General features: G+C 56.3%; 28 protein-coding genes and 1 pseudogene. 14 read left to right on the top strand and 15 right to left on the bottom strand.

The features are described 5' to 3' along the window. Together APR53_05360 and APR53_05355 are read right to left on the bottom strand one after the other, a co-directional pair. A pseudogene (locus APR53_05360) lies at positions 1-409 on the bottom strand. Between the two features lie 2 nt (positions 410-411). After that, positions 412-1,158: a hypothetical protein gene (locus tag APR53_05355; GenBank protein ID KQC03518.1), complete on the bottom strand. Its 747-nt coding sequence runs from the start codon at positions 1,156-1,158 to the stop codon at positions 412-414. Positions 1,159-2,085: 927 nt separating this feature from the next. Here APR53_05355 and APR53_05350 point away from each other — a divergent pair. Then, complete coding sequence (locus APR53_05350; protein KQC03517.1) at positions 2,086-2,712, top strand: hypothetical protein; 627 nt, start codon at positions 2,086-2,088, stop codon at positions 2,710-2,712. A gap of 274 nt (positions 2,713-2,986) precedes the next feature. On the opposite strand, the gene APR53_05345 is transcribed toward APR53_05350, so the two are convergent. Together APR53_05345 and APR53_05340 are read right to left on the bottom strand one after the other, a co-directional pair. Next, positions 2,987-4,297: an amino acid transporter gene (locus APR53_05345; GenBank protein KQC03526.1), complete on the bottom strand. Its 1,311-nt coding sequence runs from the start codon at positions 4,295-4,297 to the stop codon at positions 2,987-2,989. Between the two features lie 75 nt (positions 4,298-4,372). Then, entirely contained in the window at positions 4,373-5,191 is an 819-nt protein-coding gene (locus tag APR53_05340; protein KQC03525.1) for a molybdenum ABC transporter ATP-binding protein, read from the bottom strand. 233 nt (positions 5,192-5,424) lie between these two features. Between APR53_05340 and APR53_05335 the strand changes: the two genes are divergently transcribed. Both APR53_05335 and APR53_05330 read left to right on the top strand, forming a co-directional pair. Continuing rightward, positions 5,425-7,071 (top strand): NAD synthetase, encoded by a 1,647-nt coding sequence (locus APR53_05335; protein KQC03516.1) that lies wholly within the window; start codon positions 5,425-5,427, stop codon positions 7,069-7,071. Positions 7,072-7,258: 187 nt separating this feature from the next. Then, on the top strand, positions 7,259-8,125 hold the full coding sequence (locus APR53_05330) for a peptidase (GenBank protein KQC03524.1): 867 nt from the start codon (positions 7,259-7,261) through the stop codon (positions 8,123-8,125). A gap of 28 nt (positions 8,126-8,153) precedes the next feature. Here APR53_05330 and APR53_05325 read toward each other — a convergent pair whose 3' ends face one another. Together APR53_05325 and APR53_05320 are read right to left on the bottom strand one after the other, a co-directional pair. After that, on the bottom strand, positions 8,154-8,480 hold the full coding sequence (locus APR53_05325; protein ID KQC03523.1) for a cupin: 327 nt from the start codon (positions 8,478-8,480) through the stop codon (positions 8,154-8,156). A gap of 14 nt (positions 8,481-8,494) precedes the next feature. Continuing rightward, positions 8,495-9,370: a hypothetical protein gene (locus APR53_05320; GenBank protein ID KQC03515.1), complete on the bottom strand. Its 876-nt coding sequence runs from the start codon at positions 9,368-9,370 to the stop codon at positions 8,495-8,497. Positions 9,371-9,591: 221 nt separating this feature from the next. Between APR53_05320 and APR53_05315 the strand changes: the two genes are divergently transcribed. Beyond that, entirely contained in the window at positions 9,592-10,143 is a 552-nt protein-coding gene (locus APR53_05315) for a DNA protection protein DPS (GenBank protein ID KQC03514.1), read from the top strand. A 151-nt stretch (positions 10,144-10,294) separates the two neighbouring features. Beyond that, positions 10,295-11,104 (top strand): dihydroorotate dehydrogenase, encoded by an 810-nt coding sequence (locus APR53_05310; GenBank protein ID KQC03522.1) that lies wholly within the window; start codon positions 10,295-10,297, stop codon positions 11,102-11,104. 46 nt (positions 11,105-11,150) lie between these two features. Here APR53_05310 and APR53_05305 read toward each other — a convergent pair whose 3' ends face one another. Then, complete coding sequence (locus tag APR53_05305) at positions 11,151-12,089, bottom strand: radical SAM protein (GenBank protein ID KQC03513.1); 939 nt, start codon at positions 12,087-12,089, stop codon at positions 11,151-11,153. A gap of 171 nt (positions 12,090-12,260) precedes the next feature. Between APR53_05305 and APR53_05300 the strand changes: the two genes are divergently transcribed. From APR53_05300 to APR53_05290, 3 genes are all read left to right on the top strand, one after another. Next, positions 12,261-12,758 (top strand): hypothetical protein, encoded by a 498-nt coding sequence (locus tag APR53_05300; protein KQC03512.1) that lies wholly within the window; start codon positions 12,261-12,263, stop codon positions 12,756-12,758. A gap of 98 nt (positions 12,759-12,856) precedes the next feature. After that, positions 12,857-13,234 (top strand): hypothetical protein, encoded by a 378-nt coding sequence (locus tag APR53_05295; protein ID KQC03511.1) that lies wholly within the window; start codon positions 12,857-12,859, stop codon positions 13,232-13,234. Positions 13,235-13,588: 354 nt separating this feature from the next. Continuing rightward, a complete protein-coding gene (locus APR53_05290) occupies positions 13,589-14,266 on the top strand; it encodes a hypothetical protein (GenBank protein ID KQC03510.1) in 678 nt (225 codons plus the stop codon). Between the two features lie 7 nt (positions 14,267-14,273). Here APR53_05290 and APR53_05285 read toward each other — a convergent pair whose 3' ends face one another. Next, positions 14,274-15,128: a hypothetical protein gene (locus tag APR53_05285; GenBank protein ID KQC03509.1), complete on the bottom strand. Its 855-nt coding sequence runs from the start codon at positions 15,126-15,128 to the stop codon at positions 14,274-14,276. A gap of 70 nt (positions 15,129-15,198) precedes the next feature. Between APR53_05285 and APR53_05280 the strand changes: the two genes are divergently transcribed. Together APR53_05280 and APR53_05275 are read left to right on the top strand one after the other, a co-directional pair. Beyond that, complete coding sequence (locus tag APR53_05280; GenBank protein ID KQC03508.1) at positions 15,199-15,987, top strand: hypothetical protein; 789 nt, start codon at positions 15,199-15,201, stop codon at positions 15,985-15,987. 53 nt (positions 15,988-16,040) lie between these two features. Beyond that, positions 16,041-16,322, top strand: coding sequence for a hypothetical protein (locus APR53_05275; protein ID KQC03507.1), 282 nt, complete (start codon positions 16,041-16,043; stop codon positions 16,320-16,322). A gap of 8 nt (positions 16,323-16,330) precedes the next feature. On the opposite strand, the gene APR53_05270 is transcribed toward APR53_05275, so the two are convergent. Genes APR53_05270 through APR53_05260 form a run of 3 tightly spaced genes read right to left on the bottom strand, consistent with a single transcriptional unit; the run spans position 16,331 to position 18,902 of the window. Continuing rightward, positions 16,331-18,007 (bottom strand): adenosine deaminase, encoded by a 1,677-nt coding sequence (locus APR53_05270; GenBank protein ID KQC03506.1) that lies wholly within the window; start codon positions 18,005-18,007, stop codon positions 16,331-16,333. Continuing rightward, a complete protein-coding gene (locus tag APR53_05265) occupies positions 18,004-18,360 on the bottom strand; it encodes a hypothetical protein (protein KQC03505.1) in 357 nt (118 codons plus the stop codon). Before APR53_05265 ends, APR53_05270 begins: the two co-directional genes overlap by 4 nt. Positions 18,361-18,392: 32 nt before the next feature. After that, positions 18,393-18,902, bottom strand: a complete 510-nt coding sequence (locus tag APR53_05260; GenBank protein KQC03504.1) for a GTP-binding protein — start codon at positions 18,900-18,902, stop codon at positions 18,393-18,395. Positions 18,903-19,623: 721 nt separating this feature from the next. Between APR53_05260 and APR53_05255 the strand changes: the two genes are divergently transcribed. The 3 genes from APR53_05255 to APR53_05245 are packed head-to-tail and all read left to right on the top strand — an operon-like array spanning position 19,624 to position 23,379. Continuing rightward, the gene (locus tag APR53_05255) at positions 19,624-22,086 is read left to right on the top strand and encodes a hypothetical protein (protein KQC03503.1); all 2,463 of its coding nucleotides are present in this window, start codon (positions 19,624-19,626) and stop codon (positions 22,084-22,086) included. A 9-nt stretch (positions 22,087-22,095) separates the two neighbouring features. Beyond that, entirely contained in the window at positions 22,096-22,569 is a 474-nt protein-coding gene (locus APR53_05250; GenBank protein ID KQC03502.1) for a chemotaxis protein CheW, read from the top strand. Between the two features lie 15 nt (positions 22,570-22,584). After that, entirely contained in the window at positions 22,585-23,379 is a 795-nt protein-coding gene (locus APR53_05245; protein ID KQC03501.1) for a chemotaxis protein CheR, read from the top strand. A gap of 31 nt (positions 23,380-23,410) precedes the next feature. Here APR53_05245 and APR53_05240 read toward each other — a convergent pair whose 3' ends face one another. After that, positions 23,411-23,647: a hypothetical protein gene (locus APR53_05240; protein ID KQC03500.1), complete on the bottom strand. Its 237-nt coding sequence runs from the start codon at positions 23,645-23,647 to the stop codon at positions 23,411-23,413. 113 nt (positions 23,648-23,760) lie between these two features. Between APR53_05240 and APR53_05235 the strand changes: the two genes are divergently transcribed. Then, complete coding sequence (locus tag APR53_05235) at positions 23,761-24,345, top strand: hypothetical protein (GenBank protein ID KQC03499.1); 585 nt, start codon at positions 23,761-23,763, stop codon at positions 24,343-24,345. A 9-nt stretch (positions 24,346-24,354) separates the two neighbouring features. Here APR53_05235 and APR53_05230 read toward each other — a convergent pair whose 3' ends face one another. The 3 genes from APR53_05230 to APR53_05220 all read right to left on the bottom strand — a co-directional run bounded on the left by APR53_05230 (position 24,355) and on the right by APR53_05220 (position 26,995). Then, complete coding sequence (locus tag APR53_05230; protein ID KQC03498.1) at positions 24,355-24,555, bottom strand: hypothetical protein; 201 nt, start codon at positions 24,553-24,555, stop codon at positions 24,355-24,357. A 165-nt stretch (positions 24,556-24,720) separates the two neighbouring features. After that, entirely contained in the window at positions 24,721-24,972 is a 252-nt protein-coding gene (locus APR53_05225; protein KQC03497.1) for a hypothetical protein, read from the bottom strand. A gap of 181 nt (positions 24,973-25,153) precedes the next feature. Then, entirely contained in the window at positions 25,154-26,995 is a 1,842-nt protein-coding gene (locus APR53_05220; protein ID KQC03496.1) for a phosphoesterase, read from the bottom strand. Positions 26,996-26,999: the final 4 nt, after the last annotated feature.

The following is a 26,999-nucleotide window of genomic DNA, read 5'->3' as shown; positions in this document are numbered from 1 at the left end:
AATCGAAACACTCGATCGGTTCGTTGGCCGGAATCCAGACATCGTAATACTCGAAGAACAGCCGGATATCGCCGAAACTGAAGACGCCGTCGCCGTTCACATCCTCGTAGAGGCCGTCGTGATCGAGGTCCTGCGGCGGGTTGGTGCAGCCCGGAAACGGCACCACGGCAGGGCCCGTGGTCTGCGGATACCAGTAGCCGGCGGAGAGCGTGTACGAGCTGCTTGTTGCGGTGCCGGCAACCTGGCCGACGGTGCCCTGCAGCTGATAGGAAGAGGAGGTTGCCGCTCCCCCGCCGCCACCGATCACGTTCCACGAAAGGTCGTAGTTCGTCGAAGACTGGGCCCCGGCGAAGGCGACGAGGAAGAGCAGGCCAATGCACATGAAGACGATATACGAATTGTCGGCCATATTCACCTCTGGCCGGTATACGTCAGGCCGACGCTCGATACCATAACGGCATCGGGATGGGTTGAGCCCGAACCGCCGTTCAGGATGCTGATATACCAGAGTTCATTCTGCAAGTTCGAAGCCGGGATCGTGAACTCCTGTTTGTGCATGACAAACTTGCCGGATACTGCGACAGGTGACCCCTGCACGTACCCGAGGTCAGACATCAGGTCGCCATCGTTGAAACTGCGCGGGTAGATGAAGAAGTCGACAAAACCCGCAGTATCTGTTGTCGGCCAAAACCAGATGGTAAGGGTGACGGGGCTCGCACCGTCCCAGTCGTCGGGGCGCATCAGGATCAAAAATGCAGCTGTTGTAGCACTGGGCTCCCATCTCAGACCGCCGCCGTACTGGGTTATGGTAGTGTAATCAGGCGGGTAATTGAGCGCATTGGCCGGAAAACTGACCTTCCGGGTCGTTGTCGCGGGGATCAGATTGAGGGCATACGGCACCGGCCGGATTGCCTGCCGGGGCGTCATCTCCTCATCCGTTCCCAGACGTACGCCGATCCACAAACCCCGTCCGTCAAAGTATTCGGGATCGAATGAGAGCGTAGTGGTAAACAGCCCGTTCTCTGTTTTGATCTTGTGGTTGTCCGAGCAGAGTGCCGTTCCTCCGGTTAACGCGTCATACAGCGTGAAGTTGACCTGATACATACCGGTCAGCGGAGTGCCGGATGGATCCGTCAGCATTCCCTGGTACGTGATCATCTGTGTCGAGGTCTCCGCTGAAGCGATACCGGCAGTCAGGCTCAGGAGAGCCACGACTGCAAGAATGAATAGGCAAGAGTCGTTCGTTCTTGGCATGGATGATTCCTTCTCGTCATAGTCTGCTGAAGACAGGGGCTCCAGCCGGAGAGCACCCCGGCACCTTCAGTCGGAGAGACCTTTGTCAGCACTGAAAAAAGGGCCATTGCCCTTTTTCCGGCTGTGTGGTGAAGCACCTGAGCTGCCCTGTCATTCTGCTTCATGGTAAGCTATTATAGAAGTATGCAAGGCAAAGGGCGCCGGTAATCTCAAAACGACAAACCTGCCGGGAAATCCGTGGTGGAAAATGGAAAAAATTCTGATCACCATTACGTTCCAGCCGGAAGAATGGGTCCGGGCTCGCCCCGGCAAGCCGGACGGGAGCACCCGCCCCGTTTATGATGGGGCTCTCACTGCATTGTCACCAGCACCTCGATGGTCCCGGTCCCGCTCTCCAGCGTTCCCAGTGCCCGGCCGGTAGATCTCCACGCCGCCAATATCGACCGGCACGGCTTTCATGGGATGGCCGAAATGGTGATCCCACCCCCCGATCAATTGAGCAGTACGTCATTCGGAAGTTTTATTTCACCATGTTTCAGTAGAATACGACACTTTTTTTATTCCCGGATTCCTGCCACAGATCTTTCCATATCTGCTTTTATCCCTGCATATGGCGTTTGCCATGCGTTGTCTTTCACCACGAATTTCATTGTTATACAGTAGCAGTTTACAGAGTGTTTTTCACTGACAATTTACCGTGTGCATTACACTAGCATTTAACAATAAAATGGAATTTCGTGAGGTTTATATACATTATAGGAGAGTAACCAGTATCCCCTAGTAGGGAGGTTGAACATGAGGAGAAAACTATTAGTTTTATTTATAGTTTGCGTGAGTGTCTTAATCACGACGGCAAGTGCGGGAGTAGCGGAACCCAACTGGGTTGGACCGAATATTCCACAGAATCCGACCGATGGATGCTACGGTTTTGAGGACGGAGTCGATGGAGCTGTCGTCCAGAGCCAGATACCGGGAGTCGTATTTTCGACCACGCTGGGCAATGATTGGATATATGCGGATTTCACTACCGGAACGTACAACACAGCGTATGCACGTGTTGGCGATTTCGCCACCTGGCTGGGGGTAAGTGGTGATCAGGGCCGTATTGATTTCACTGACGGGACTGCGACGTACTTAAGCGCTTTATTCAGTACGCCATCGAAGATTCAAATCGACGCCTATGATGAAAATGACGTTTTGGTCGATAGCGCCGTCTGGGTAGGAGATAATCTGGGAACCGGGACGATGACCCGACTGACGGTGCAGGGTACAAATATCGCCTATGTTATCGTGCATGATACGGGGAATTTCTGGTGTCTTGACGAAATATGTTCCGATGCACCCGGATTCAATCCCGGCCCGAGCCCCGTTCCGGAGTTCCCGTCCATCGCCGTTTCCATCAGTGCAATCGTGGGAATGCTCCTGGTTGTCATGATGGCGAAGAGAAAAGAATCTTAATTCTCTTTTTTGTTCTACTATCACACTATTCGACGTCCCGTCTCACCTCTATCCTGTGCTATAGTGCCCAAAAATAGGCGGTTTCGCATTCTTTCAGCACTTTGAATCAAGACGGCACGCAGCTCTCCTGAAAAAAATTGATCACTGTTTACTGGAAGGGGCGACAGGCAGGAAAGAATGTTTTGGGCTCCCGTTACCAGCAGTAGCGGTACTTACTCCCGGGGATTTCCCCTGCTCTCTCTGGCGAAGAAACGGCTAACAAAGTACCCGTTTTTTACGATTCCATCTTTGGTTTTCTCTTCTCCGGATGGAATGTCCGGTATGCATATTCTATGGCAACGGATATCCCGATCATGGCTCCCAGAACCAGCATCTGGCGGGGAGCCGTTTGTGCGACCTCGGTTAAAAGGGCACCAAGTGCGACGAGGCAGACGACAGCCCCGAGCGCCGCAATACCGCGATTACTGCCGGTCGTCTCTGCGAGGCGGTAGTTTGCCCAGTTCACCGCCGCAAAAATGATGAGAAAGCCGCCGCTGCCCATTACGGAGATGCTGGAGAGGTCGAGCATGTTCGCGAACACCAGCGTAAGGGCTGCGGTGAGAAACAGGCCTTCGAGCGGTTTGTTCCAGATCTTTTTCTCGAGCGATTCGGGGAGTTCGCCATCCTTTGCGATGATATAGCTCACGCGGGAGGCGCCGTAGAGAGTGGCATTGATCGCCGAAGCGGTGGAGAGAAGTGCGGCGACGGCGATGAGCACAAATCCGATTTGGCCCATGAACGGCCGTGCCGCTTCCGCAAGGGCGTAGTCACGCGTTGCGAGGATCGATTCGACCGGGAGCGTTCCCACGGTGATCAGTGCAATGCAGACATACAGCCCTATCACAAAGAGGATCGCCGAATAATATGCCCGTGGAAGCGTTGTTTCAGGATCCCGTACATCCCCGGCGGTATTTGCAATCAGTTCAAAACCCTCGTAGGCGATGAATATGATCATCCCACCGGCTACAAGCCGGAGGGGGGCAGTCCACGTATCCGGAGCGAGATAGCCGGTATGAATGCCGTTGAGTCCGAGAGCGATGAAGAGCAGGAGGATACCGACCTTCAACCCGACGATGAGATCCTCGACCTTGCCGATCGCAGCCGAGCCGAGCACGTTCAGGCCGGTGATGGCGATGATGGAGACGGATATCAGTACATGTTTTGCCGCAAACTGCCAGGCGTCAGGGAAGAAGGTGGCGCCGTAGCTGCCGAATGCATAGGAATAGAGGGAGAGCATCACAAGGTAACTGAGCCAGAGCAGCACGTTCAGGCTACCCGTGAACATCCCGATTCCGAATGCACGTATCAGGAACGAAACCGTGCCGCCCTCGCCGGGACAGGATACCGAGAGTTTCGCATACGAATATCCGGTGATGAGCGCTACCACTCCGGCAATGGCGAATGCAACCGGCGTTCCGCCTCCCGAGAGCTGCACAGCGAGCCCGAGGACCGCAAAAATACCTCCGCCGACCATCCCCCCGATACCGATGGACGTGGCTTCCCAGTATCCGATTTCCTTCTTCGGCTCAGTCATAGTTCCCTGCATTTTTTCGCGTTCCGGTGCATTCACGCCCTCATGCCTGAATCCGGGACTATCCGGGTGCTGAAAAAGAAGGGGACGTCAGTACCCCGTCGCGTAGTACCACCCCTCCTCCTCCCGTACATACACGGGCACGGAAAAAAGCCCCCCGATGTTTTCGTCGGTCAGGATCTCTTCCTTCGGGCCGTCGGCACAGAACCTCCCCTCCTTCATGAGGATAACCCGGGTGACCTCCGGGATGATGTCGTGGAGGTTGTGGGTGACCATGATGATGCCGGTACCGGAGCGGGCAATCTTTCTGAGGGTCGTCCGGAAAGTGTGGAGGGCATGCAGATCGAGGCTGTTTGTGGGTTCGTCGAGGATGAGCGCCTTCGGCTCATGCACGAGCGCCCGCCCGATCAGGAACCGGCGTGCCTCGCCCGACGACATCTCGGTCATCAGGCGGTTTTTCAGGTGTTCGATTTCGAGAAAACGGAGAATTTCATCCGCTTTTACCTCCATCGCTTTGGTCACCTCGTGCCGGAATAACCCTACGGACGAAAAGAAGCCGGAGAGAACCACGTCCCGCCCGGTGATCTCCCGGGTGAAGGTGTACTGCAGGTCGTTGGAGACGATTCCGAGCAGGGACCGGAGATCCGCAATCCGCCAGACATCCTCTCCCCTGACCCGGAACGTGACGCCGTCGCCCCGTATCACGGGGTAGTATTCGCGGGTGATCGTCCTGATGAAGGAAGATTTCCCGGAGCCGTTGGGCCCGAGAATGACGAGATGCTCGCCCTCGCGGATCGTCACCGAAAGCGAATCGAGGATCGTCGCACCGCCGATCATCACGGTGACACCGGCAAATTCCAGAAGGGGAGGGGGACGCTGTCCGGTCCGGGAGGGACTTTTTTGATGCATGGTATTCCCCGAAAGGTAAACCACCGTGTGCCCCGGCGGCGTATTAAGATGCCCATTCGCCGCGGCATCGCACCGGCCCCGGTACATCGTGTTCGCCCCAGAGTACCCGAACCGGCTGCTCCGCCGCCATCGGAGGGATACATCGCGGGAAGAGTTTTTCTGGTTGCGGACATGTTCACTATTTATCCGTATACAGACAAATTTGTGTCACCCAATGGAAAGGGGAATCCTGTGTGAAGATCGCTATTGCCCAGCAAAATCCGGTTGTCGGTGATATTCGTGGCAACGTTGCGAAAATCGGAAACATTCTGCAGCAGTGCCGGGGGGAATCCCCCGACCTTGTGGTTTTTCCCGAACTTTTTCTGTCAGGCTATCCTCCCCGCGATCTGCTTGAACGCCACTGGTTCATCGGGAGGGTGAACAGGGCGGTCGAGGAGGTGCTGGAACTCTCACAGCACTATCCTGAAACAGGTATTCTTTTCGGCGCACCCCGCGAAACGCACCGGGATACCGGCCGGGGGCTCTACAACGCTGCACTGCTCATCCAGAACGGCGACCTGCTGTTTTCCCAGGCAAAGTCGCTGCTTCCCGCCTATGACGTGTTTGACGAGGAGCGGTATTTTGATCCCGCCCCTTCCCAGGATGTGGTCAGATTCCGAGGCCATCTGCTCGGAATTTCAGTCTGTGAAGACGCCTGGAACGATCCCCACCTCTGGCCACGCCGGTTTTATCCCTTTGATCCGCAGTCGGTCCTTGCCGGCAGGGGGGCGACGCTGTTCATCAATATCTCGGCTTCGCCGTTTTCTGTTGGAAAAGAGAACGTGCGGTTCGAGATTTTCCGGAATCATGCAAAAAAACACTCCATCCCCCTGTGCTATGTCAACCAGGTCGGCGGAAATGACGAGCTTGTCTTTGACGGGAGAAGCATGTGTTTTAACGGGAACGGCGATCCGGTTGCGGTGCTGCAGCCCTTCGAGGAGGAGACGGTCATGGTGGACATCGACCATCCGCCCGCACCCGTTTCCTACCGGCAGCTCCCCGAGACGGAGAGCCTGTACCGCGCACTGGTGCTGGGGCTGCGCGACTATATACGAAAGTGCGGATTTTCGCGTGCGATTGTCGGGCTCTCCGGCGGTATCGACTCAGCGGTGGTCTGCTGCCTTGCCCATGCGGCAGTCGGTGCGGAGAACGTGCTCGGCGTGACGATGCCGGGCCCCTACTCGTCGCCCGGCAGTATCGCGGATTCACGGGCCCTTGCCCGTAATCTCGGGATCAGGCTCCTTGAAATCCCGATCACTCCCGTCTACCGTTCGTATGAAAGCATCCTATCTGAACATATTGAGACCGGAGAAGACGTGGGCATCACCCGCGAAAATCTCCAGGCACGAATCCGGGGAAACGTGTTGATGGCGCTTTCGAACGAATTCGGGCATCTCGTGCTCTCTACCGGGAATAAAAGCGAGCTTGCGGTGGGCTATTGCACCCTGTACGGCGATATGTCGGGCGGTCTTGCCGTCATCTCCGATGTTCCGAAGACCATGATCTACCGGCTTGCAGACTATATCACCAGAAAAACCGGCGCCATTCCGAACGCAATCCTGACAAAAGCCCCGTCTGCGGAATTGCGGCCGGACCAGCGGGACGAGGACAGCCTGCCCCCCTATCAGATCCTTGACCGGATTCTGGCCGCCTATGTCGATGAGGGGCAGTCCCCGGAGGAGATCACCGGGCAGGGGATTGAACCCGCAACGGTGGAATGGGTGGTCGGGAGAGTCGACAGCAACGAATACAAGCGCAGGCAGGCGGCCCCCGGACTGAAGGTCACCCCCAAGGCATTCGGATCAGGGAGACGGATGCCCATCGCGGCACGATATCATTGACGGTAAAACAGGACGGATGCCGATACCGGGCGGAACAACCGGACGAGCATGATGTTCTCCGCATAGCGCATCCATACCTATATTATCCACCATTGCGAGAGGGAATGTCATGTCACGCCAGCATCCCCTGCCCTATTTCGTGTTTCTCGTCCTCTTCCTTCCCGGTCTCTGGCTTGTCTACTCCGGTCTGACCGGAACGGCCCTGCATCTCTCCACCGCTGCCGGGATTGCCTGCATCCTGCTCGGGACCGTGCTCGCCGTTTCGGTTAAGATTGCCGACCAGTGGGAGCGGGCCGTGGTGCTCCGGCTGGGTAAATTCACCGGACTCAGGGGTCCGGGGCTTTTCTGGATCATTCCCGTTCTCGAAACAGTCGCATACTGGATCGACAACCGGGTGATCACGACCTCGTTCAAGGCTGAAAAAACCCTCACAAAGGACACGGTGCCGGTTGACGTCGAGGCGGTGCTTTTCTGGAAGGTGCTCGACGCCCGGAAAGCGGCACTGGAAGTCGAGGATTACCGGTCGGCGATCAGCTGGGCGTCGCAGACCGCACTCCGGGAGGTCATTGGCAAGTCTCTTCTCTCCGATATGCTGGAGGGACGCGAGAAGATCGATATCGAGCTCCAGAAGATCATCGATCTGCGGACAATCGAATGGGGCGTCCATGTCAGTTCGGTCGAGATCCGGGATGTCCTGATTCCCGCAGAGCTCCAGGACGCAATGTCGATGCAGGCACAGGCTGAGCGCGAACGGCAGGCCCGGGTCATCCTCGGGGATTCGGAACGGCAGGTGGCACAGAAATTTGAAGAGGCTGCGGAGACCTACCGGAACAATCCCACCGCACTCCACCTGCGGGCCATGAACATGCTCTATGAAGGGCTGAAGGAGAAGGCGACGCTCGTTATCGTCCCCGCCACGGTACTTGATACGATGACGCTCGGAGACATGAGCGGGACGGTTTCGCTCGCGAAAATTCTCACCGAACCGGGCGGAAAAGCGGAACCGGAAGCGGGAAAAAAGGGAGGTAAGGAGGCAGCGGAGCATTCAGGGTGACGAATGCCCGGCACATGCTCATCTGCCATCAATCGGGAAGGTAATCCTCCCTGACCGGACAGAAGACCTCGACTGCGATGGAATCTTCATGAATTTCCGCCATGTGTTCGGTATTCGCCGGGATGTCCCAGCTGTCTCCGGGTTTCGCATCGAACCGCTCGTCCCCGACAGATAGCGTCATGTGTCCTGCGACGAGATAGCCGGTCTGCTCGTGCGAGTGAGAATGGGGAGGCAGTGTCGTGCCCCGGGCAAGCAAAAATTCGGTCATCAGCATCTTTTCTCCCCATACAAGAGTTTTCTGCCGTATTCCGGCAAGGGATTCCCTGTACCCGGCCTCATCATGTGTGGCAAACATCGCAATCACCTCTCCTAAAATATCTCGACTTCTTCTTCCTGGATTTTTTGCATTTTTCTCTTATATTCCTGCGGATCGAGTGCATACTCGCAAATTGCACGTATATCCCGTGCAGCCCTCTTCTTCCCCCCGGCCATGAGCGCACTTGCCAGTGCATGGAGTTCCGACCGGTATGCATCAATCACGTTCACCATGACAGGATACATATATTCCTCCCGCTTCAGGCGGTCGCTGTCAAACCGGGGCGCGTCATGCTCAAGCTGCCCGATAACGGCTTCATCACCCATGTATGCAAGAAGATGAACAGCATGACGGATGGCAGGGCGGCACGTATCGTCGTCACGGAACCGTTCGAGGAGATGCTGTAATTTTTGTGTGAGAACTGCCGTGTCAGCCGGAAGATCGCCCCTCCGGACAGCCGCCGAGTACAGGCACTGGAGAGCCGTGTATGCAACGCTGTACTCATGATCCAGTGCGGGAACGATCATATCCAGCTGTGCGGGAGTCAGCCGGTAAAGCGACTTGTAGAGAAGGGCTTCGTGAAGGGCGGCAGCACAATCGTCCCTGCTACCGCACGAAATCCCTTCGATCATCCTGTCGAACCGCCACTTGCGCTCGAATGCCTGCCGGGAGATGAGATAGGAAGCATTTTTTCCGGCATCTGACAGTCCGAATCCGGCGAGATCCTCGTTAAGGACGGGGACAATCCGTCCATCTTCGACAAGGGCTGAAATTCTCCCATCAATCGCCTTTTTAGTGTACTCCATGCTCCCCTGGTGCGAATCCACGAGCTGCCGGATAAGAGCTCTCTTCCGGATTGCCGCCCCGTTGTCAAGGAGGGCGAGAATATCTGTGTCGATAGGCATGCGGTACTCCGGTACCAGCATCATAAAACACCATGAGTAATATCGTTTTCACTTGGTATCCTGATACCGGCAGACGGCCAGATCTGCCGCGGGATTCGGATATCCGGGAATTTTCATAAACATCAGCTGCGGGCATCAGGAACCGGAGGGTTTCCCGGGACGGGGAACTCCGCTGTTCGGGAGGGGTCGGGGATAACATTTATCGCTGAAGAAAAAGTATCCTCCCGCATTCCAGAGGTGGAATCATGGCCAAAGTAGCACGAAAAATGGTGGAGGATGCGGGTGTCGATGTCGATCGCCTCCTTGAACTCCTGGTAAAGAACGCAGCGGCAGAACTGACGACGTACTACTACTACACGATTCTTCGGTTCAACCTGATCGGCCTCGAGGGCGAAGGCATCAAAGAGATCGCCGAAACCGCCCGTATCGAGGACAGAAATCACTTTGAAGCGCTTGTTCCGCGCATCTATGAGTTGGGAGGAAAGCTTCCGGACAGCATGGTGGACTTCCATAACATCTCGGGGTGCCCGCCGGCTTCCCTTCCCGCCGATCCGACCGATGTCCTGGCGATACTCACCGTTCTCGTTGAGGCCGAGCGGTGTGCCGTCAGAGCATATACGCATATCTGCACGATGACGGCAGGAAAGGACCACCGGACCTATGACCTCGCTCTCTCCATCCTGAACGAGGAGATCGAGCACGAATCGTGGTTTTCAGAATTCCTCGGAGAAGGACCATCGGGCCATTTCCTCAGACGGGGAGAGACGTCGCCCTTTGTATCCAAGTTCCTGCGGTGATCGCAAACCCTTTCGTAACGGTGGTGGCGGGGGCCATCACCGGCGCCGATTATTAGATGAACCTCTGTTATCCCGGCAGGCCATCGCGCGAGACCGCGCATATCGGCACGGGAATCGATGATGCGGTGGATGTACGGCAGACTACCCTATGATTGAACTCTTTGCACAGCAGAATCCCATCACGCAGGCATTTCTCGCGGGCCTCTTTACGTGGGCTCTTACAGCACTGGGTGCGGCAACGGTTGTACTCATGAAGGAAGTCGACCGGCGTATTCTGGACCTTATGCTCGGGTTTGCCGCCGGGGTGATGATAGCGGCGAGTTTCTGGTCTCTGCTTGTTCCCGCAATCGAGCTGGCAGCCGAGACGGGGCTGCCTGAATGGCTTCCTGCTGCCGTCGGATTTGTCCTGGGCGGGATATTTCTCGGCATCATCGACAAAATTCTCCCCCATCTCCACCTTGGCTTTCCGGTGAGCGAGGCCGAAGGGCCCGCATCATCGCTTCAGAAAGCAACCCTGCTGGTTCTGGCCATTACGCTGCATAACATTCCCGAAGGGCTTGCCGTCGGTGTGGCGTTCGGTGCCCTCGCATCCGGTCTGCCCTCGGCAACGCTGGGAGGTGCGGTTGCACTGGCCATCGGGATCGGCATCCAGAATATTCCCGAGGGCGTTGCCGTATCCGTCCCGCTCAGGAGGGAGGGTTTTTCTATCCGGAAAAGTTTCTGGTACGGGCAGCTCTCCGCACAGGTGGAGCCGGTTGCCGCCCTCATCGGAGCGGCACTCGTGTATTTCGTCATGCCGGTGCTTCCCTACGCCCTCGCATTCGCCGCGGGTGCGATGATCTTCGTGGTGGTTGAGGAGGTGGTCCCCGAGTCGCAGCTGCACGGGAATTCCGATCTTGCCACGATGGGAGCGATGATCGGATTCGTCGTGATGATGATACTGGATGTTGCACTCGGATAGGAGGGAGAATCGGGCGGATTCCACCGTGGAATCCGGATTTCCCGTCTCATGGGGCACAGGTATAAAATATACCTCTTTCTTCCCTTTTTTCCAGAATAAGATTTCTTTCCCGCAGGATACCGGTGTATTTCGTGATTTCATCGGGATGAAGGCCGGTGATCCGGGCCAGATCCTGCATCGTACAGGGCCGTCTCCTGATCGTCCGGAGAATCGTCTCAAGGACGTCGGCTGAAAAACAGGGAATCTCCGAGCGTGACTCCGCACCCGTGATGATCTCGACACCGGGGTAATCGAGATGCCGTGCAATCCGCTCCATGTCGGACGCCGGTGACGGGTTGACCCAGTCGACGACGCCGGGACGGTCAAGGGTATTGAGCTGAACCTTATCGGGCCGTATCTTCCGTAGGGCGGCCTTCAGCAGATCCAGTTCTCCGGGAGTGTCGTTGAGGCCCGGGATGATGAAGATTTCAAGCCAGATTGCACCGGAATATTCGCTTCTGAATGCGATCAGGCCATCGGTAATCTGGTCCGGTGAGAGAGACGGGTGCGACCGGTTTATCTTTCGGAAGACTCGTTCCGAAACCGCATTGAGGGAGGGGATGACGACATCGATATCGAGTATGTCGTTCCTGACCTTCGCATCGGAAAGCAGGCTCGAATTTGTAAGGAGTGCCAGCCGGTACCCGGGGAAACGTTCCTTTACATGTCGAGCAATTGCCCCGATTCCCGTATGGAGCGTCGGTTCTCCCGAACCGGAAAAGGTAATGAAATCAAGATGCGGGTGCGAGGCGAGAAACGTGTCGAGTTCCCGTATGACATCATCCGTCGGGACATATTCCTTCCGTTCCGTCGTAAGGTCCGTCGTCGGTCCGCATTCGCAGAAGATACAGTTGAAACTGCAGGTTTTGAAGGGTACCAGATCAATGCCGAGCGAAACACCGAGCCTGCGCGACGGGACCGGACCGAAGAGGTACTGAAATCCCATGGTCTCGCATCATCCTTGTGTGTCGGGAGGCAAAAAAGTGCGCACCTGACCATACCGCACAGGGCGATGCCGAAGGAGGGGGCCGGGTCCGGCATGTGTGCTGCTCAGCCCCTCTCCGGACGAACCGGATTTCCGTTACGTTTATTATCGCAGGGGAAGATACCGCGGTGTATGGAACACATGCCGGGGCTTGTCAGGAATCCCGTCCGACTGGCACTTGCGATTGCGGTCAGTATCGCAGCAGGCATCCCGGGTTCACTCGTCACGAATACCGGGCCCGGAACATGGTACGAAACGCTGGTAAAACCCGATTTTTTTCCTCCGCCGTTTGTCTTTGCACCGGTGTGGACCGTGCTGTACATCCTCATGGGCATCGCTCTGTACCGGGTCTGGATGGAGGGGACGGACAAACCCGCAGTCCGCGGCGCCCTCGCCCTCTTCGCAGCACAGCTCATCCTGAACATGCTCTGGTCGCTCATCTTCTTCGGCCTGCAGAACCCCGCCCTCGCTCTTGCCGAAATCCTGCTCCTTCTTCTCGTCCTGATCGCCACCACCGTCAGGTTCTCAGCCGTCCGGCGGGATGCCGCATGGCTTCTTGTCCCCTACATCCTCTGGGTCTGCTTCGCCGCGGTGCTCAACGCATCGATAATGCTCCAGAATCCCATCTGATGATCGGGTAAATCCGGGCGCACCGAAACGGTTCACGAAGATGCTCCTGAGGAGCGGTGGGATCATATGCGCGACAGAGACAGGGGGGAGAAGGGGAAATGGCAGACAATGAAGAAATCAGGAAACGGCTGATCGAATCTCTCGTCGGATATCTTTCGGGGCCGGACGACGACCTGAGGCTTACCGCGATAGAAGCGCTCCTGATGAGTACCTGGGATCCGGCCTGGACACCCCGCCACCTCATCGATGCGGGTGGCGTGGTGCCGCTGATCGCATGTCTTTCCGATGCTGCCGCTCCGGTGCGGAGCGCCGCAGCGCAGCTGATCGGCATCCTTGTGCGGAAAGGGGAACCCGGCGTTGTGGTTGAAGCGGGTGCGCGGCATGCCCTGGAAAAACTGCAGGCTGATCCCGACCCGGTCGTTCGCGCTCATGCCGCGGAGGGGCTTTTAGCACTGCAAACGCAAAAATGTACGTGACAGCCGGTACGGAGTCGTTTCGGCTGCTCCGGCGATGACAGATCCGGACACGCGGCGGATATCCATCGGGGAAAGCATATGGCCGGTATCCGCGGGGCGATAACACCGGAGAGATACAGCCGTGCACACGTATATCAGTGTGGAAAATGAGGTACCCTTCGTCATGCCAGCCACAGCATTACTTGCTTCTGACGGCGGTTATGTTCTTACGGGATATGTCTTCTCATTTTACGCGTTTTGTCTCCTTATTTTCGGGTTCCTGATGATTTTTTTCCTCTGGCTCGTCCTTCGCAGGTAGCAGGGTACCCGTCCCCAAGTTTAATTTGCATGGTCCGCATACACTTCTGATGCACTATGGTCGTCTATCCCGAAAAAAAGCCCCGTGCATGTCTTTTTGATATGGACAACACGCTCTACAATTTCGTTGACGCAAAAATTGCCGCCTGCACGAGTGCCGTGGAGTGCATCGGGTGCGGCGAAGGAATAGAGCTCTTCCGCTATTTTCTTCGGAATGTCCACGGCTTCGAAGACCATGCAAACATTGAGGATTTCATGCGCGACCGTGATGCCTGGACGGGTGAGACTTTCACGGCGGCGTGCCGCCGCTACGATGAGGTGAAGCTGCAGTCTATCCGGCTCTTCGACGGGGTTGCCGACACACTCACCCTCCTCCGGGAGAAGGGGATCGGAATGGCTGTTGTGACGGATGCGGAAAGCGGACATGCGGCGGAAAGGCTGGAACACACCGGAATTGCCTGCTACTTTGACTGTGTTGTGACCCCGGAGGTTTCAGGCACGCGAAAACCCGGGCATGATTCATTCCTGTACGCACTCCGCACTCTGGACTGCAGACCCGATGAGGTATGGGTGGTTGGCGACAGCCTCCGGCGTGAGATTGAACCGGGAAACCGCCTGGGAATGACCACGGTGTATGCCGAATACGGCGACTGGATGAAAACCCCTTATCCTTCTATCGTTCCTGATTTCGTGCTGAAAAGATTCCCGGATCTCTTTGGCCTGATGGGACTCTGAAAAATCATCAGAGAAGCGGAGCGGGTCCTTTCTCCCCGGAGAGCGGCAGTGAGGCTCCGTGTATGAGCATGGGCCGTTCGGTCACCCTGATTTTTTCAAGGATGATCGCCTTTCCCGCCGGCGTAAGAGCGTATACGGGAACGGACATGCCTCCCTGGATCCGTACGCGCCCTGTCACCGCCTCACGCACCGAGGCGGACGCACATGCGGAAAGGATATCACAGGCCGCCGCCATCTGCTCCGCATCCCCGCGGGAGATGCCCGTCGTATGTACTCCGACAATGACCGAAGACGGGAAATCCTCCCGTATCCGAACCGCATCGGACGCCTCCGCCACGGTGACCGCCACGCGGGCATACCCCGCCTCCCGGGCCCGGGCGACACCGCCGTACTGGTCGAGTGCGGCCGTGCCGGGAAACGGGACGATGCCGCCGGCATCTTCGATACGCCTGATGAGAGATGGAATCGGTGTCGTGCTCTGAAGCCCGGACATCCGGCCCCCGATGCCCTGCACCAGATCGGGCCGGAGGGCGATGACCGTCCCCGCACCCTCGCAGGCGATGACAGCGGCATCGATCAGCCCCCCCGCCATGGCGGAACCGAGCAGTTCGGATGCCCCGAATACGACAAAGTCCCGGGTTGTTCCAATGTCACGATCAGCCGTGCACATGCCGAACGACCGTATCCGCTCCTCGATATTTGCCTGAATCTCCTCCTTCGTCATCTCACGGACAGGGTGGCCAAACCGTTGTGCCAGCGGACAATCACTGATGATCGGATCACCGACTTCCACAACGCGGCCGTCCCTCACGACGACGCGGGTCCGCCCGATTGCCTCGATAATATGTTCGTGGGCCGCCATCTGGAAAGTATTTGGTGTGATGAGCAGAAATCACTATGCAGAGAAACTGTCGGGAGAGCAGGAAATAGCAATGGAGCATGCTACGGGTGATGAGGCGGGAACAGGAGAGCGGCATTCCCACCGGAGGTACTGGGAGATCGATGCCCTCCGGGGATGTGCGATTCTCATGATGATTACCTACCACTTCCTCTTTGATCTCTCGTTCTTTCATATTGCGGATATCACCGTCCATACCGGATTCTGGCGGTATTTCGCCTATGCAACGGCAGGTTCGTTCGTGTTTCTCGTGGGCCTCTCGCTTACCATCAGCAATGCCCGCCGCGATACGAACCGGAATCCCGCACCGTACCGGAAATATGCCCTCCGCGGCGGCGGTATCTTCCTGCTGGGCATGGGGATCACCGCCGTGACGCTCGTCTACCCCGGAGAGGGATACGTGCTGTTCGGGATTCTCCACCTCATCGGCGTTTCCATAGCCATCGCACCCCTTTTTTTCGGGTTCCGGAGACTCAATCTTCTTGCCGGCGCGGCCCTCTTTGCCGCTTCGTACGCTATCCGGGGAATCGAAGGGCCGCTCTGGCTTGCATGGATCGGCATCCACCCCGCATCGTTCGTATCTCTTGATTACGAGCCCCTGATTCCCTGGTTCGGGGTCGTCCTCATCGGCATGTACGCCGGCGCCACGCTGTACCCCGGCGGCCTGCGCCGGATGCCCTTTGCGGGCGACATGCCGGCGGCGGCTTCACCGTTTGCCTTTCTCGGGCGCCACTCGCTTGCGATTTATCTTGTCCATCAGCCCCTGCTCATCGCGGGTCTGCTCATCGCAGGATATCTCACCGGCATGCAGGTTGCGGTCTGACATCCGCCCGCGAAGATTGATAGGATCACAGACCGATACAGAAGGCGAAAACAATGGACCAGTGGCATATCAGAATCGTACTTGACAGGAAAAATTCCGTTACCATTACCGGATACGGCCCCGATCCCACGTATCCGATGCGGGTCGAGACACAGTCGGCCGGCCCGCTCGGGCGCGTACTGCTGGAAGAGATCCGCGCAGAAGTGATATATCCGCCGCAGGACATGAAATGGGCGCTCCAGTCTGAAAATGATCTCTACGGCTGGCATGCCGCCGCAGGCTCTGTCATCGACAGGCGGCGCGAGCCGTGGCAGGTCGACCACAACCTTCCCTGATCCGCTGATCAGGGAGGGGGATCCTCTCCGGAAAAAAGGGAAATGTCTTCGAAACGGTCGGCATCGAAGACTCCGCGTTCTGTCAGCCTGCGGTGCGGTATGACGGTGAGGGCGAGGAAGGAGAGGTACATGAACGGATGGGCGATGCCGCCCATCCCCGCCACCGCCTGCTCCAGTGCACCGATCCGGCGGGCGACCTCCTCATAGGGAAGATCCGACATGAGCCCTGCACAGGGGAGCGGAAGGACTGCGATCGAATCACCGTTGACCGCCGCCATGCCCCCTTTGTGATCGATAACCTCTCCGACCGCCTTCAGGATGTCCGCGGTATCGGCACCCGCCGCGACAATATTGTGCGAATCATGGGATACACTGGAGGCAATAGCGCCCGATTTAAGGTGCAGTCCCTGTACGAGACCGATACCGAACCCGGAGGCACGGTACCGGTCGCATACGACCGCAGGAAGGATATCCCGCTCCGTATCGGGGATCGACCCCGGCGCAATTCCGATCTCCTCCGCTCCGGTCAGGATCTGGTGTTCGAGGAGGCGGATGACGCGGGCGTTTCCTCCTTTCGTGATCGTGAGATCGGCGGGAACGGGAAGCGTACAGGAAAACGGACGAGAAATGGAGGCAGGGCGGGTATAGCCGGGATCGCGGAATTCGACGCCCGCACGGAATGTCCGGGCAACCCGGAATTCCTTTCCGTCTTCCAGTATGCAGAAATCGGCAATCCTGCCCGGTGCAACCGCACCGCGATCAGCGAGACCGAAACGCTCGGCGGCGGAGAGCGTGGCCATGCGAAGGGCATGTTCGGGTTCGCATCCGTATCCGACGGCTTTCCGGATGCAGTCATCGATATGGCCCTCGGCAACAAGCATGTCCGCGTGCCGGTCGTCGGTCGCGAAGCAGAGGCGTGACAGGGTAGCGGGGGTTATCAGAGGGATGAGGTCCCGGAGGTTTCGCTCTGTTGATCCCTCGCGGATCATGATGTACATGCCGCGGCGCAGTTTTTCCCGCGCCTCGGTAAGATTCGTGCATTCGTGGTCGCTCTGCGCCCCCGCCCCGATATATGCGTTCAGTGCATGCCCGGAGAGGAGCGGTGCATGACCGTCGATAATCCGGCAGAGCGACATCTTCGCCGCGACGCCGGGGTCCCCGGAGAGCACCCCCGGCACGTTCATCATCTCCCCGAGGCCGAGGATACCCTCGCGGTCCGTGTATGCCGAGAGATCCTCCGCCGTGAGGGTGGCGCCTCCGCGATCCATCGGAGTCGCCGGTACGCAGCTCGGGAGCATGAGGAGGATGTCGAGCGGCGTTTTTTTCCGCTCTGCAAGCATATAGTCGAGCCCGTCGGTCCCTGCCACATTTGCGATCTCGTGGGGGTCGGCAACGACCGTGGTCGTGCCATGCCCGAGTACAAGCCTCCCGTACTCCACGGGGGTCAGGAGCGAGCTCTCGATGTGAACATGGGCGTCGATCAGTCCGGGGACGCACTGCGCTCCCCCGAAGCGGATCTCGCGGATTCCCTCGTATGCACCGATGCCCGCCACCCGTCCACCGGCAACGGCAAAGGACGTCTCTTCCCACTCACAGGAAAACGGATTGAAGAGGGATACGTCATGACAGACCAGATCTGCCGGTCGTTCCCCGAGAGCCACGGAAATCAGGGCATCCGCCGTCATGGGACTGTAATATCCCGGATCACGCTCGTGGTCCTCGCGCCGTCCACCATAATATAGAGGTATATTTTGTACGTTCCGGGCCGGAGGCTGATGGGGACGAGATACTCGTTCCCACCCGTGACGAGATCCAGATACTCAGCCTTCCGGTACACTTCCGCCTGAGCAAATCCGGTCGTGTCGAAGATGGTGACCTGGACGGTGACCTGCCGCGGTTCGTCACCACTATTCACCATCACATGGAGCGTGTCGTCCGCATATGCCACGTCCCCGAACGTGTAGGAGGTGCACCCGGCCGTGAGTGCCGCCGATACGCACACCAGTACAAGAAGGCAGATGATTCTTCCGATGGACATTATCTCAATGTAAAAATCGATTGGACTTAATACTATGTGTTTTTCCGGCGCAGACGGATGAGGCGCTCAACAAAGAGCCCGAGGGCGTCATGCACCTGATCGCCGGTGAGGGCGGAAATGCAGTGGACGTACCCGTCGCCCACGAGATCGGCAAACATTCCGGGCGACGCGCCGGGGAGGTCGCATTTGTTGAGCATAACGACAAAAGGAATCCCTGTTTCATGAAGCCATTCGCAGAAATCACAGGTCATCGCATCGATACTGCGCGTTGCATCCACCATCACGATGGCGCCGTCCATTCCGCGCGAAAGGATCCGGCGGACAAATTCAAAGCGTTCCTGACCGGGTGTTCCAAAAATAAAGACTTTCGTGCTTCCGAAAGTCACTCTTCCGAAGTCAAGTGCAACGGTGGTCGTTCCACCGTCTGTCCGTGCCTCGACATGCCGGGACGCCGGATCCACCGCCCGGATAAAAGATGACTTCCCGGCATTGAATGCACCGAATACAACGATTTTCAGTTTATCTCCATTCAATATCGGCATTGATTATCCCCACCAATTAACCATTAGTATTACCCCACATATATTGTATATTTTGTTTTTTTAACCACTAATATGGATTGGATATAAAAAGAAAGATTTATAAGTAGTATTAGAAATAATTATAAGTGCTGAGTATTATACTCACTGTATACCGAACCATCAGGCGAGGTGTCACACAATTTCGATCACAGCATACGCACACCACGGGAGAGGTTCCCGCACGGCAACCTCACGCCCCGATATCGCCGGATTCCTGCACCAGTCAGGAAAAAGAGGGTGGAACACAGAAAGCGACCCTCCCGCCATCAGAATGACGGGACATCGATCCGGCCGATCAGCCGAAGAACAGGTATGGCGTTAATGAGCATTTTTAGAGGCTAAACGAGGTCGTAATGAAGGCTACCATCAATCTGGCACCAGCAGGAACCGGCCCTGTCCCGTCATCACCGGATCACGGCGGTGCGAGGCCATCCTTCTGTAATTCATACGGCCCGGCGTCAGAACTGAAAAATTTCCCACCGGTTGTACCAGGTGGGATGCGTATGCTATCAAGCGAAGTGCCGTATCCCAGAGGGGCATGCAGGCGCAGCGGATCGTCCGGGCATGGGACGGGAACGATGCGCACTGCACAGAAGCGCCCCGGGGCACGGTATGGAACGGAGCCCCGGATCAGGGGCTGTCGATCGAAATTCAATGCGACATGATAAGGGAGAAATGACTTATGGCAGTAGCAAAGAAGAAAAGCACGGTAACCGGAACCCGGACGGGAATGCCGGCACCTGAATCGCAGCAGAATATGGATTATGAATTCATTGAATTATTTATATCCGCCATTGAGGATGCAAAGGCAGGCGAAACCGACGTGCAGATCGACCCGGCAACGCTTGCCAAACCTCTCCGGCCGCTCGCCGATGCCGTGAACGAGATTTTTAAGAAAATCGCGGCGGAAGAAGTAATTAAAAGGCAGACTGAAACACTTTTTCGTGAGAATCCCCTTCCGATGGTCCTCTTAAACCGCTCATTCGACGTCGTTGATCTCAACGAATCGTACGAAGACCTCATGGAACAGCCGCGGGACAAACTCCTCTCCATGGAAAAGACCGATTACAAGATTAAACACCTCAAGGGCGACACCACGGATAAAACATTCAAGGGCGTCCACACGAAGTGCGAACTCCAGATCACCTTCAAGGACGGACGATCCAAGATCATCGAACAGTACGGCATTCCCGTCGATGACGGAGCCGGATTGACCGCACATGCGTACTTCGTGTACAACGACATTACCACGGAGCGCCGGGAAGCCGAACAGATCGAAAAGCAGCTGAAGATAAACGAGGCACTCCAGCGTCGCGCCGAGACGATTGTTCAGGAAAACCCGATGCCGATTCTGCTCGTCACAAAGGACTTCAAAATCGTTGTCACGAACGAGGCATATGTCAGGATGAGCGGGTACACCCGGGAAGAAATCCTCGCAATGAATGCACGGGACTTCACGATCCTCGACCAGAAGGGCGAAGGCCTTGGAAAGGTCATCAAGGAGAGCAAGCGCAGTTTCGGAGAAGTCACCGTCGACCTTCCGAGCGGTACCCACATTCTCGAACAGCACGGCATCCCGATTACGAACGCAAACGGGGATCTCACAAACATCCTCATCGTCTACAACGACGTTACCGTGGAACGCCGCGAAATGGAGGAGGTCAATATTCTCAAGAGGCGTGCCGAGGCATTCATCAAGGAGAACCCGCAGGCGATCACCATCCTTGCGGACGATAAGCACCGGCTCGACCTCAACGTGGAATACCAGCGCGTATGGCGCGGATCCTACGACGAACTGATGGCAAAGAAGCTCTACGATTTCGACATTACCATCACCGGCGGAGACGACTTCTACGCTTCCTACGAGACGAAGAAGAAGGCGATCACGAACATGGAGGTCGCATGGCCGAACGGCGAAAAATCCTACCTGATCCTCTATCAGGTCCCGATTCTCAACGACAAGGGCGAGATCGACGTTAATTATTACATCTACCAGGATGTGACCGAGGACCACCGTAAGGGCCAGGAAGTGCAAAAGCTCATGGAGACCGCTCAGGCCGAGGCAGCGAAGCTCAATGAAAGCGCCGGTGTCCTTGCAGAGGCCATGACAAAGATGGCGGACGGGGATCTCACCGCGTTTGTCGCCCTCGAGGACGATGATCCGCTCCAGACCCTCAAACAGGACTATAACAAATCGATCACCGCCATGAAGCAGCTGATCGAAGAGGTAGGCCAGGACGCACATCAGGTTGAGGGAACGTCGCAGGAAGTGAGTAAAAGCTCGGATGAAATTGGCCGTGCGACCGAGCAGGTCGCCGTGGCAACCCAGGAGTCGTCCGAGTTTACCAGGAACCTCCTCGCCCAGATCGAGGACATCAACCGGGAAATCTCGGATCTCTCGGCATCGATCGAGGAGATCGCCTCCACAACACAGGAAGTCATGTCCCGGGCACAGAAAGCAGCCGCGGAAGGAAGCAAAGCGGCCGAGATCGGCAGGGACACGCATGCCAAGATGCAGCTCGTGGGAACCATCTCCGAGGAGAGCGTCGCTGAAATTACCCAGTTAAATGACGAGATGCGTGAAATCTCCAATATCGTAAAACTCATCGCCGGAATCGCCGCACAGACGAACCTGCTTGCCCTCAACGCAGCCATCGAGGCGGCACGGGCGGGAGAGCACGGGCGCGGTTTCGCCGTCGTGGCCGGAGAAATCCGAAACCTTGCAGGCGAGTCGAAAGATGCAAGCCAGCATATCGAGGATCTGATCATGTCGATCCAGACAAAGAGCGCGAAGACTGCTGCCTCGATGAAGACCTCGCACACCGAGATCCAGCAGGGTGTCAATGCCGTGAATTCCACAATCGAAGCACTGAACCAGATCGTCACCGACGTCGAGAAAGCCGCCCACGGTATTACCGAGATTACGAAAGCGGCCGAAGACCAGGCGCATGCCACAAACCGCGTGATGCAGAGCATGGAAGACTCCACGGCCCTCACGAAGGAGAACATGGAGCGCATCGAGGATATGGCAGCCCTCGCACAGGAAGTGAGTGCATCTGTCGAGGAAGTCGGCAGTGCCGCCCATGAAATGACCGACATGGCCGGACACCTCATGACGATGATGAAAAAGTTCAAACTCAACTAAGGGTGGACCATGAGTACACATTTCGATCTGGTCGAATTTGAGTTGAGCGGCGAGCGGTATGCCCTCGACATCTATCTGGCCAGGGAGATCGTAGAGATGATGCCCATCACTCCCATCCCCCGGGCTCCCCCGTATATTTCGGGGATTATCAACCTCAGGGGTGAGATCACGAGTATCATCAGTCTCAACCATCTCCTCAGTCTCCCTCCGAACGAGGAGCTGGAAAACCGCAAAATCATTGTGCTGACAACTGAAACGGCCGGCGGATCAAATGTCGGCATTATTGTCGATGATGTGCATAGTGTCATCCAGGTATCCGAGGAGAATGTCGAACACGTAGGTGAAGGAATATCATCGGACATCAGCAGTTTTGTAAAAGGCATCATCAAGGTAGGCGGTGATGATGCGGAGAAGAAACAGGGACTGGTCATCTGGGTAGATATGCTCCGCCTTCTGAAGGATCTGGAAAACCGGACACAATAGGAAGGCCACCCCCCCATGGACCATTTTCGGCTGCTTCAGGGGAGCATCGAGGAAATCCTCTCCATAAAATGCTCCAATTACAAGGAAGAATATATTAAACGGCGAATTCAGTCACGCATGCGTCTTTGCGGCATGCAGAACTTTGAAGCATACCATACGTTCTTTGCATCCGATGAAAAAGAACAGGAATCTCTTCGAAATGCCCTGACTATCAATGTAACAAAATTCTGGCGGGACAAGGAGGTATTCGATGTACTTCAGAAGGAAGTCCTCCCCGAACTGATGAAACGGAAGGAGCGGATTCGGATCTGGAGTGCCGGGTGTGCAACGGGCGAGGAACCCTACACGCTCGCACTGATGGCATATGATATGACACGCCTCCGCCCGAACGTCAGGGTGATGATTACCGCCACAGATATCGATCCCGAGGCACTGAAAACCGCCCGAAACGGAATCTATGACAAAAGGTCGCTCGAAAACCTTTCTGAGAGTCAGATTCGCAGGCATTTCAGGATACTGAGTGACGGCAGGTTCGAGATCAAACCGCATATCAGGGAAATGATCCGGTTCCAGCAGCACGATCTGATGAGCGGTCAGCCAGCTGTGAAATCTCTTGATATCATCCTGTGCCGTAATGTCACCATCTACTTTACCGAGAAACAGAAAAACGCACTCGCTGAGATCTTCCATCCCGCCCTCCTGAGCAGGGGATATTACGTACTCGGAAAGACCGAGTTCCTCGGCCGCGAAGTGGAGCACCTGTATCGTCCGTTTAATTCACTGCAGAAGATTTATCTGAAGCAGGATTGAGCGCCCGCCGGGACAGGGAGGGACACTTTTTTTACCGGCCTCGATCCCCGGCATCCGATTCGGAAAGCGCTGCCATAAGCTCCCTTCTTTCGGCAATTCTTTTCACTTCCAGCGATACGAAAAAGAAATTGAGACCGACGACGACGAGGACGAGGGTCAGCCCGAAACCGAGAAGTACGCCCTGTGTGGTAAGAAACAGCGCCCATAGGAGGACGACGAAAGAAATAAGATAGAATATTGTCCAGGTACGAAGGGCGGCAAGGTCCATAATCCCGTTGAAAATTGCTTGTGGTACCTGATAAATATATACCCGGATTAAATCGCTTTTCTATCTCCCCTGCAATCCGCCGGATTTATGTCATTCGCCATGTAACGCTATATGTGGATATCCGGGATCTGATCACGGTTGTTGCCGCCTGTGCAATCGTCGCTTTACTCGCCCTTGTGGTGCAGCCCGCTCTCAACGGAGAGGGTGTTTTCGGAAGCGACCCCGAACCGACACCCGCACCTCCGCAGGTTCCTGCAACGCCGACACCGGAACCGACTGAAACAGGACCGTACCGCATCTTTTATACCCCGAATCCCGGCCAATATCCCCTGATATTCCTGCCCGACAATATGTCCACGTTCGGAGCCTCGGATCCGGAATGGCATAGCACCAAGATTGAAACGTTCGGCTTTCTCCGGGAGTCGCAGGGCGGCATCACCCAGTATTTCAGTGTACCCTACCCGTTATGGCGGATCAATTCAACACTTGAGGCACAGAACCATCCGCAATCAGGACTGCTCGAATGGGTGCTGGTAAACGCGGAAACCGGAGGAATCATCGACGGAGGAGAAGTCCGCCATCGTGAAGTCGTCCGGAAAAATATTCAGGTATCCACTACCCGGATGTACCTCATCGTACGGGTCCGTGACGCGGACAGGTATACACTCTCCTTCGAACGGCCGGTAAAAGTATTTTAAAAAAGGCAATCAGGCGCGTTCGACGATAATCCGAATCCTGTCACCCTTTTTCAGGCCGTGACCTTTGGGGACATCGATGTTAAACCAGAGTTCCGTCTCCGCCCCCTCCGCCCGATCCTCGGGACCCTGATTCATCAGGCAGTCCTTTGTGGAATCGATGGATGCAATGAACTCTATGTGCGATGTGAATTCGACGACTGTTTTTTCCATATATACTGGTCTCTCGCCACGTTTCATAATCATTTGGATGGAAAAAAAGGAGGCATCCCACCGGACCGGGTCGCCACACGGTTCCGGCACCGACCCGACAGCCGGGAAGAGGCAGGCCTCGCACTATCGGACGACTGAACATCAGGGAACATTAAAAAGAGGTTTTCAAACACCACGGGGAAGGACACGCCATGTGGTGCTGTTTGAATAGCTCCACCGGCTGATATCCAGTTCCTCGCAGATTTCCGCGAGAATGGCAAGATTTGTGCCTACTTCCTTGGGCGAAAGCCCCAGTTCCTTGGCGATATATTTTGACTTGAAATAGTGTTTACCTTTATCAAGCCCTCTTTTAAGATAATATAGTATTTTCCGCTGAGATTCCGAGTACGTATCCCTGATGCGGTTAGTATGGGACATCGTGATCCTCCATAGGGTAAGTATGTGTTATATACTATCCATTATTTAAAGAATGCGGTTTGAGTTCTATCGAATCCAGCAGATTGGAGAGCCTCATTATCACCCAAACCCACTTAATACGGAAATCGGGAGGGCGGGTCCCGCCCAGACCGATAAACCATAATGATAATCGCTAATGCCGTCAGAGCTCCAGCGGATACTCCCCGATCTTTTCAATCAGGCGGGCAATGACGACATCCCGCATCCCCTCAACGAACTTGATGCTGCCGACGACGAGGTGACCGCCCCCGTTCACACCGCCCCCGTCAATCTCCTCGCGGAGCTCCCGGACCATCCGTGGTATATTCATGAGGACGCCCCGTGACCTGATGACCGCAAAATCGGGGCCGATCCCGAGTGTCACAACCGCATCGCCGGCGTGCTTCCGGCAGAGACGGTCATGCACCTCCCCTGATGTTTTTCCAGGCGGCGGAAATGTGAACCGGTGGGCATATATCTCAACGTCAAGGGCAAAGAGCCGTGCGCCGCTTACGAGATGCTGTTCGATCACATGGGGCATGGACGCCCTTAACTGCTCGTCGATGGCGGTATTCGCCTCCTGCACGAGCAGGGCGACAAGGTTCCGGTGGCGTTCATAGTTATTATTGAGATTGAGGATATCCTTCACAATCTCCCGGCCGTCGTTGAACCTGAGCCAGAACTGTTCATAATCGAGGGCAAGGGCTATCTCTTTGCAGTGCTCCTCGGGATACATGTCTTTAACCAGTGCGAGGTATTTCTCCCGCTCCGGCGCCTCGCTCCGGTCCCCGACACCCGCCACCGCAGGGATATGCCGGATACGGTCTTCGACGGGCGGATGGATGAAACGGGCGATCTCAGTACCAAGCATTCCTGCGGTTATCCCGAAATCGCCGCCCGCATGATAGGGATTGACATGCGCTTTTAAGAACCGGTCAACGGATTCGTCGGGATGGTGGTGATCGACGACCACGATCGGCAGGTCGTACACCCGTGCCATGCGGTACGAGGGTTCGTCCTCCTCCGTCGAACCATTGTCCATCATCAGGATCAGCGGCATTTTCTGCCCGAACCTGACGCTGTCCTTCGTGGCATAGTCAAGATCGCGGGTCACATCCTCAATCTCGTAGAACGGCGCCTTCGAGGGAGCCCGTTTGAAGAGATAATTCTCGGCATCAAAGTCGGCCCCGCTCTCCCGCATCAGTCCGGAAACCGCAGCCTCCACCGCGACCGCAGCCGAAATGCCGTCCGCGTCTGCATGATGGCGCAGGACGATGGGCTGGGCGGTAAAGACTGCTTTCCTGATGATTTTCGCGATTTTTCGCATTTCGGGACGGAGTCGCTCGAGCACGGCACTCTCGACGAGGAACGGGATGTCGTCCGGCTCCGCCCGTTTGTCAAGGGCATCGTCGATTCGTACGCGAACGCGTGCCGCGTCATCCTCTCCGAGGACGGTAAGCGAAGCAACCTCAATCTGGAGCTGGTTGTTGCGCTTCATCACCTCCCCCAGAATGCTCACGATGTCCCCGACAAGAACGTCGGGATAGGCCCGGACACCCGCCTCCACAAAGGCGGCGGCATTTTCCGTTCCGGTTTCATCAACGATGGTAAAGATCGTCGGGCCGGACGTCTGCTTGATCTGTGCGATCTCCCCTTCCACCATCACGCTCCTCCCGATCTTCTGCCCGAGATCGGTCAGCCGAACCGGCGGAGTCTTTGTCGTGACCGTCTGCGTCCTGTAAATGCCGGGAGTCACTTCCTCAAGATCGATATTGCCGTTTCGCCGGATGGAGAGTACCCTCACGACAATCGGATCGCGTTCCCGGTGATCCAGCTTCACGTTGCTTTTATGAACAAGTCCCTTCACGCGGTCGTTTAACAGTACAAAGGTGCCGAAATTTGCAAATCCCTGTACCCGCGCCTCATAGTCCTTTCCTTCCTCGACATCCTCTATTCCGCACATTGCACCGAGGCGGTATACGATAGCATCTGTTGTGTTATCCATTGAT

The sequence above is a fragment of the Methanoculleus sp. SDB genome (genome assembly GCA_001412355.1).
Classification (GTDB): Archaea; Halobacteriota; Methanomicrobia; order Methanomicrobiales; family Methanomicrobiaceae; genus LKUD01.
This window is presented reverse-complemented; position numbering and strand designations above follow the sequence as displayed.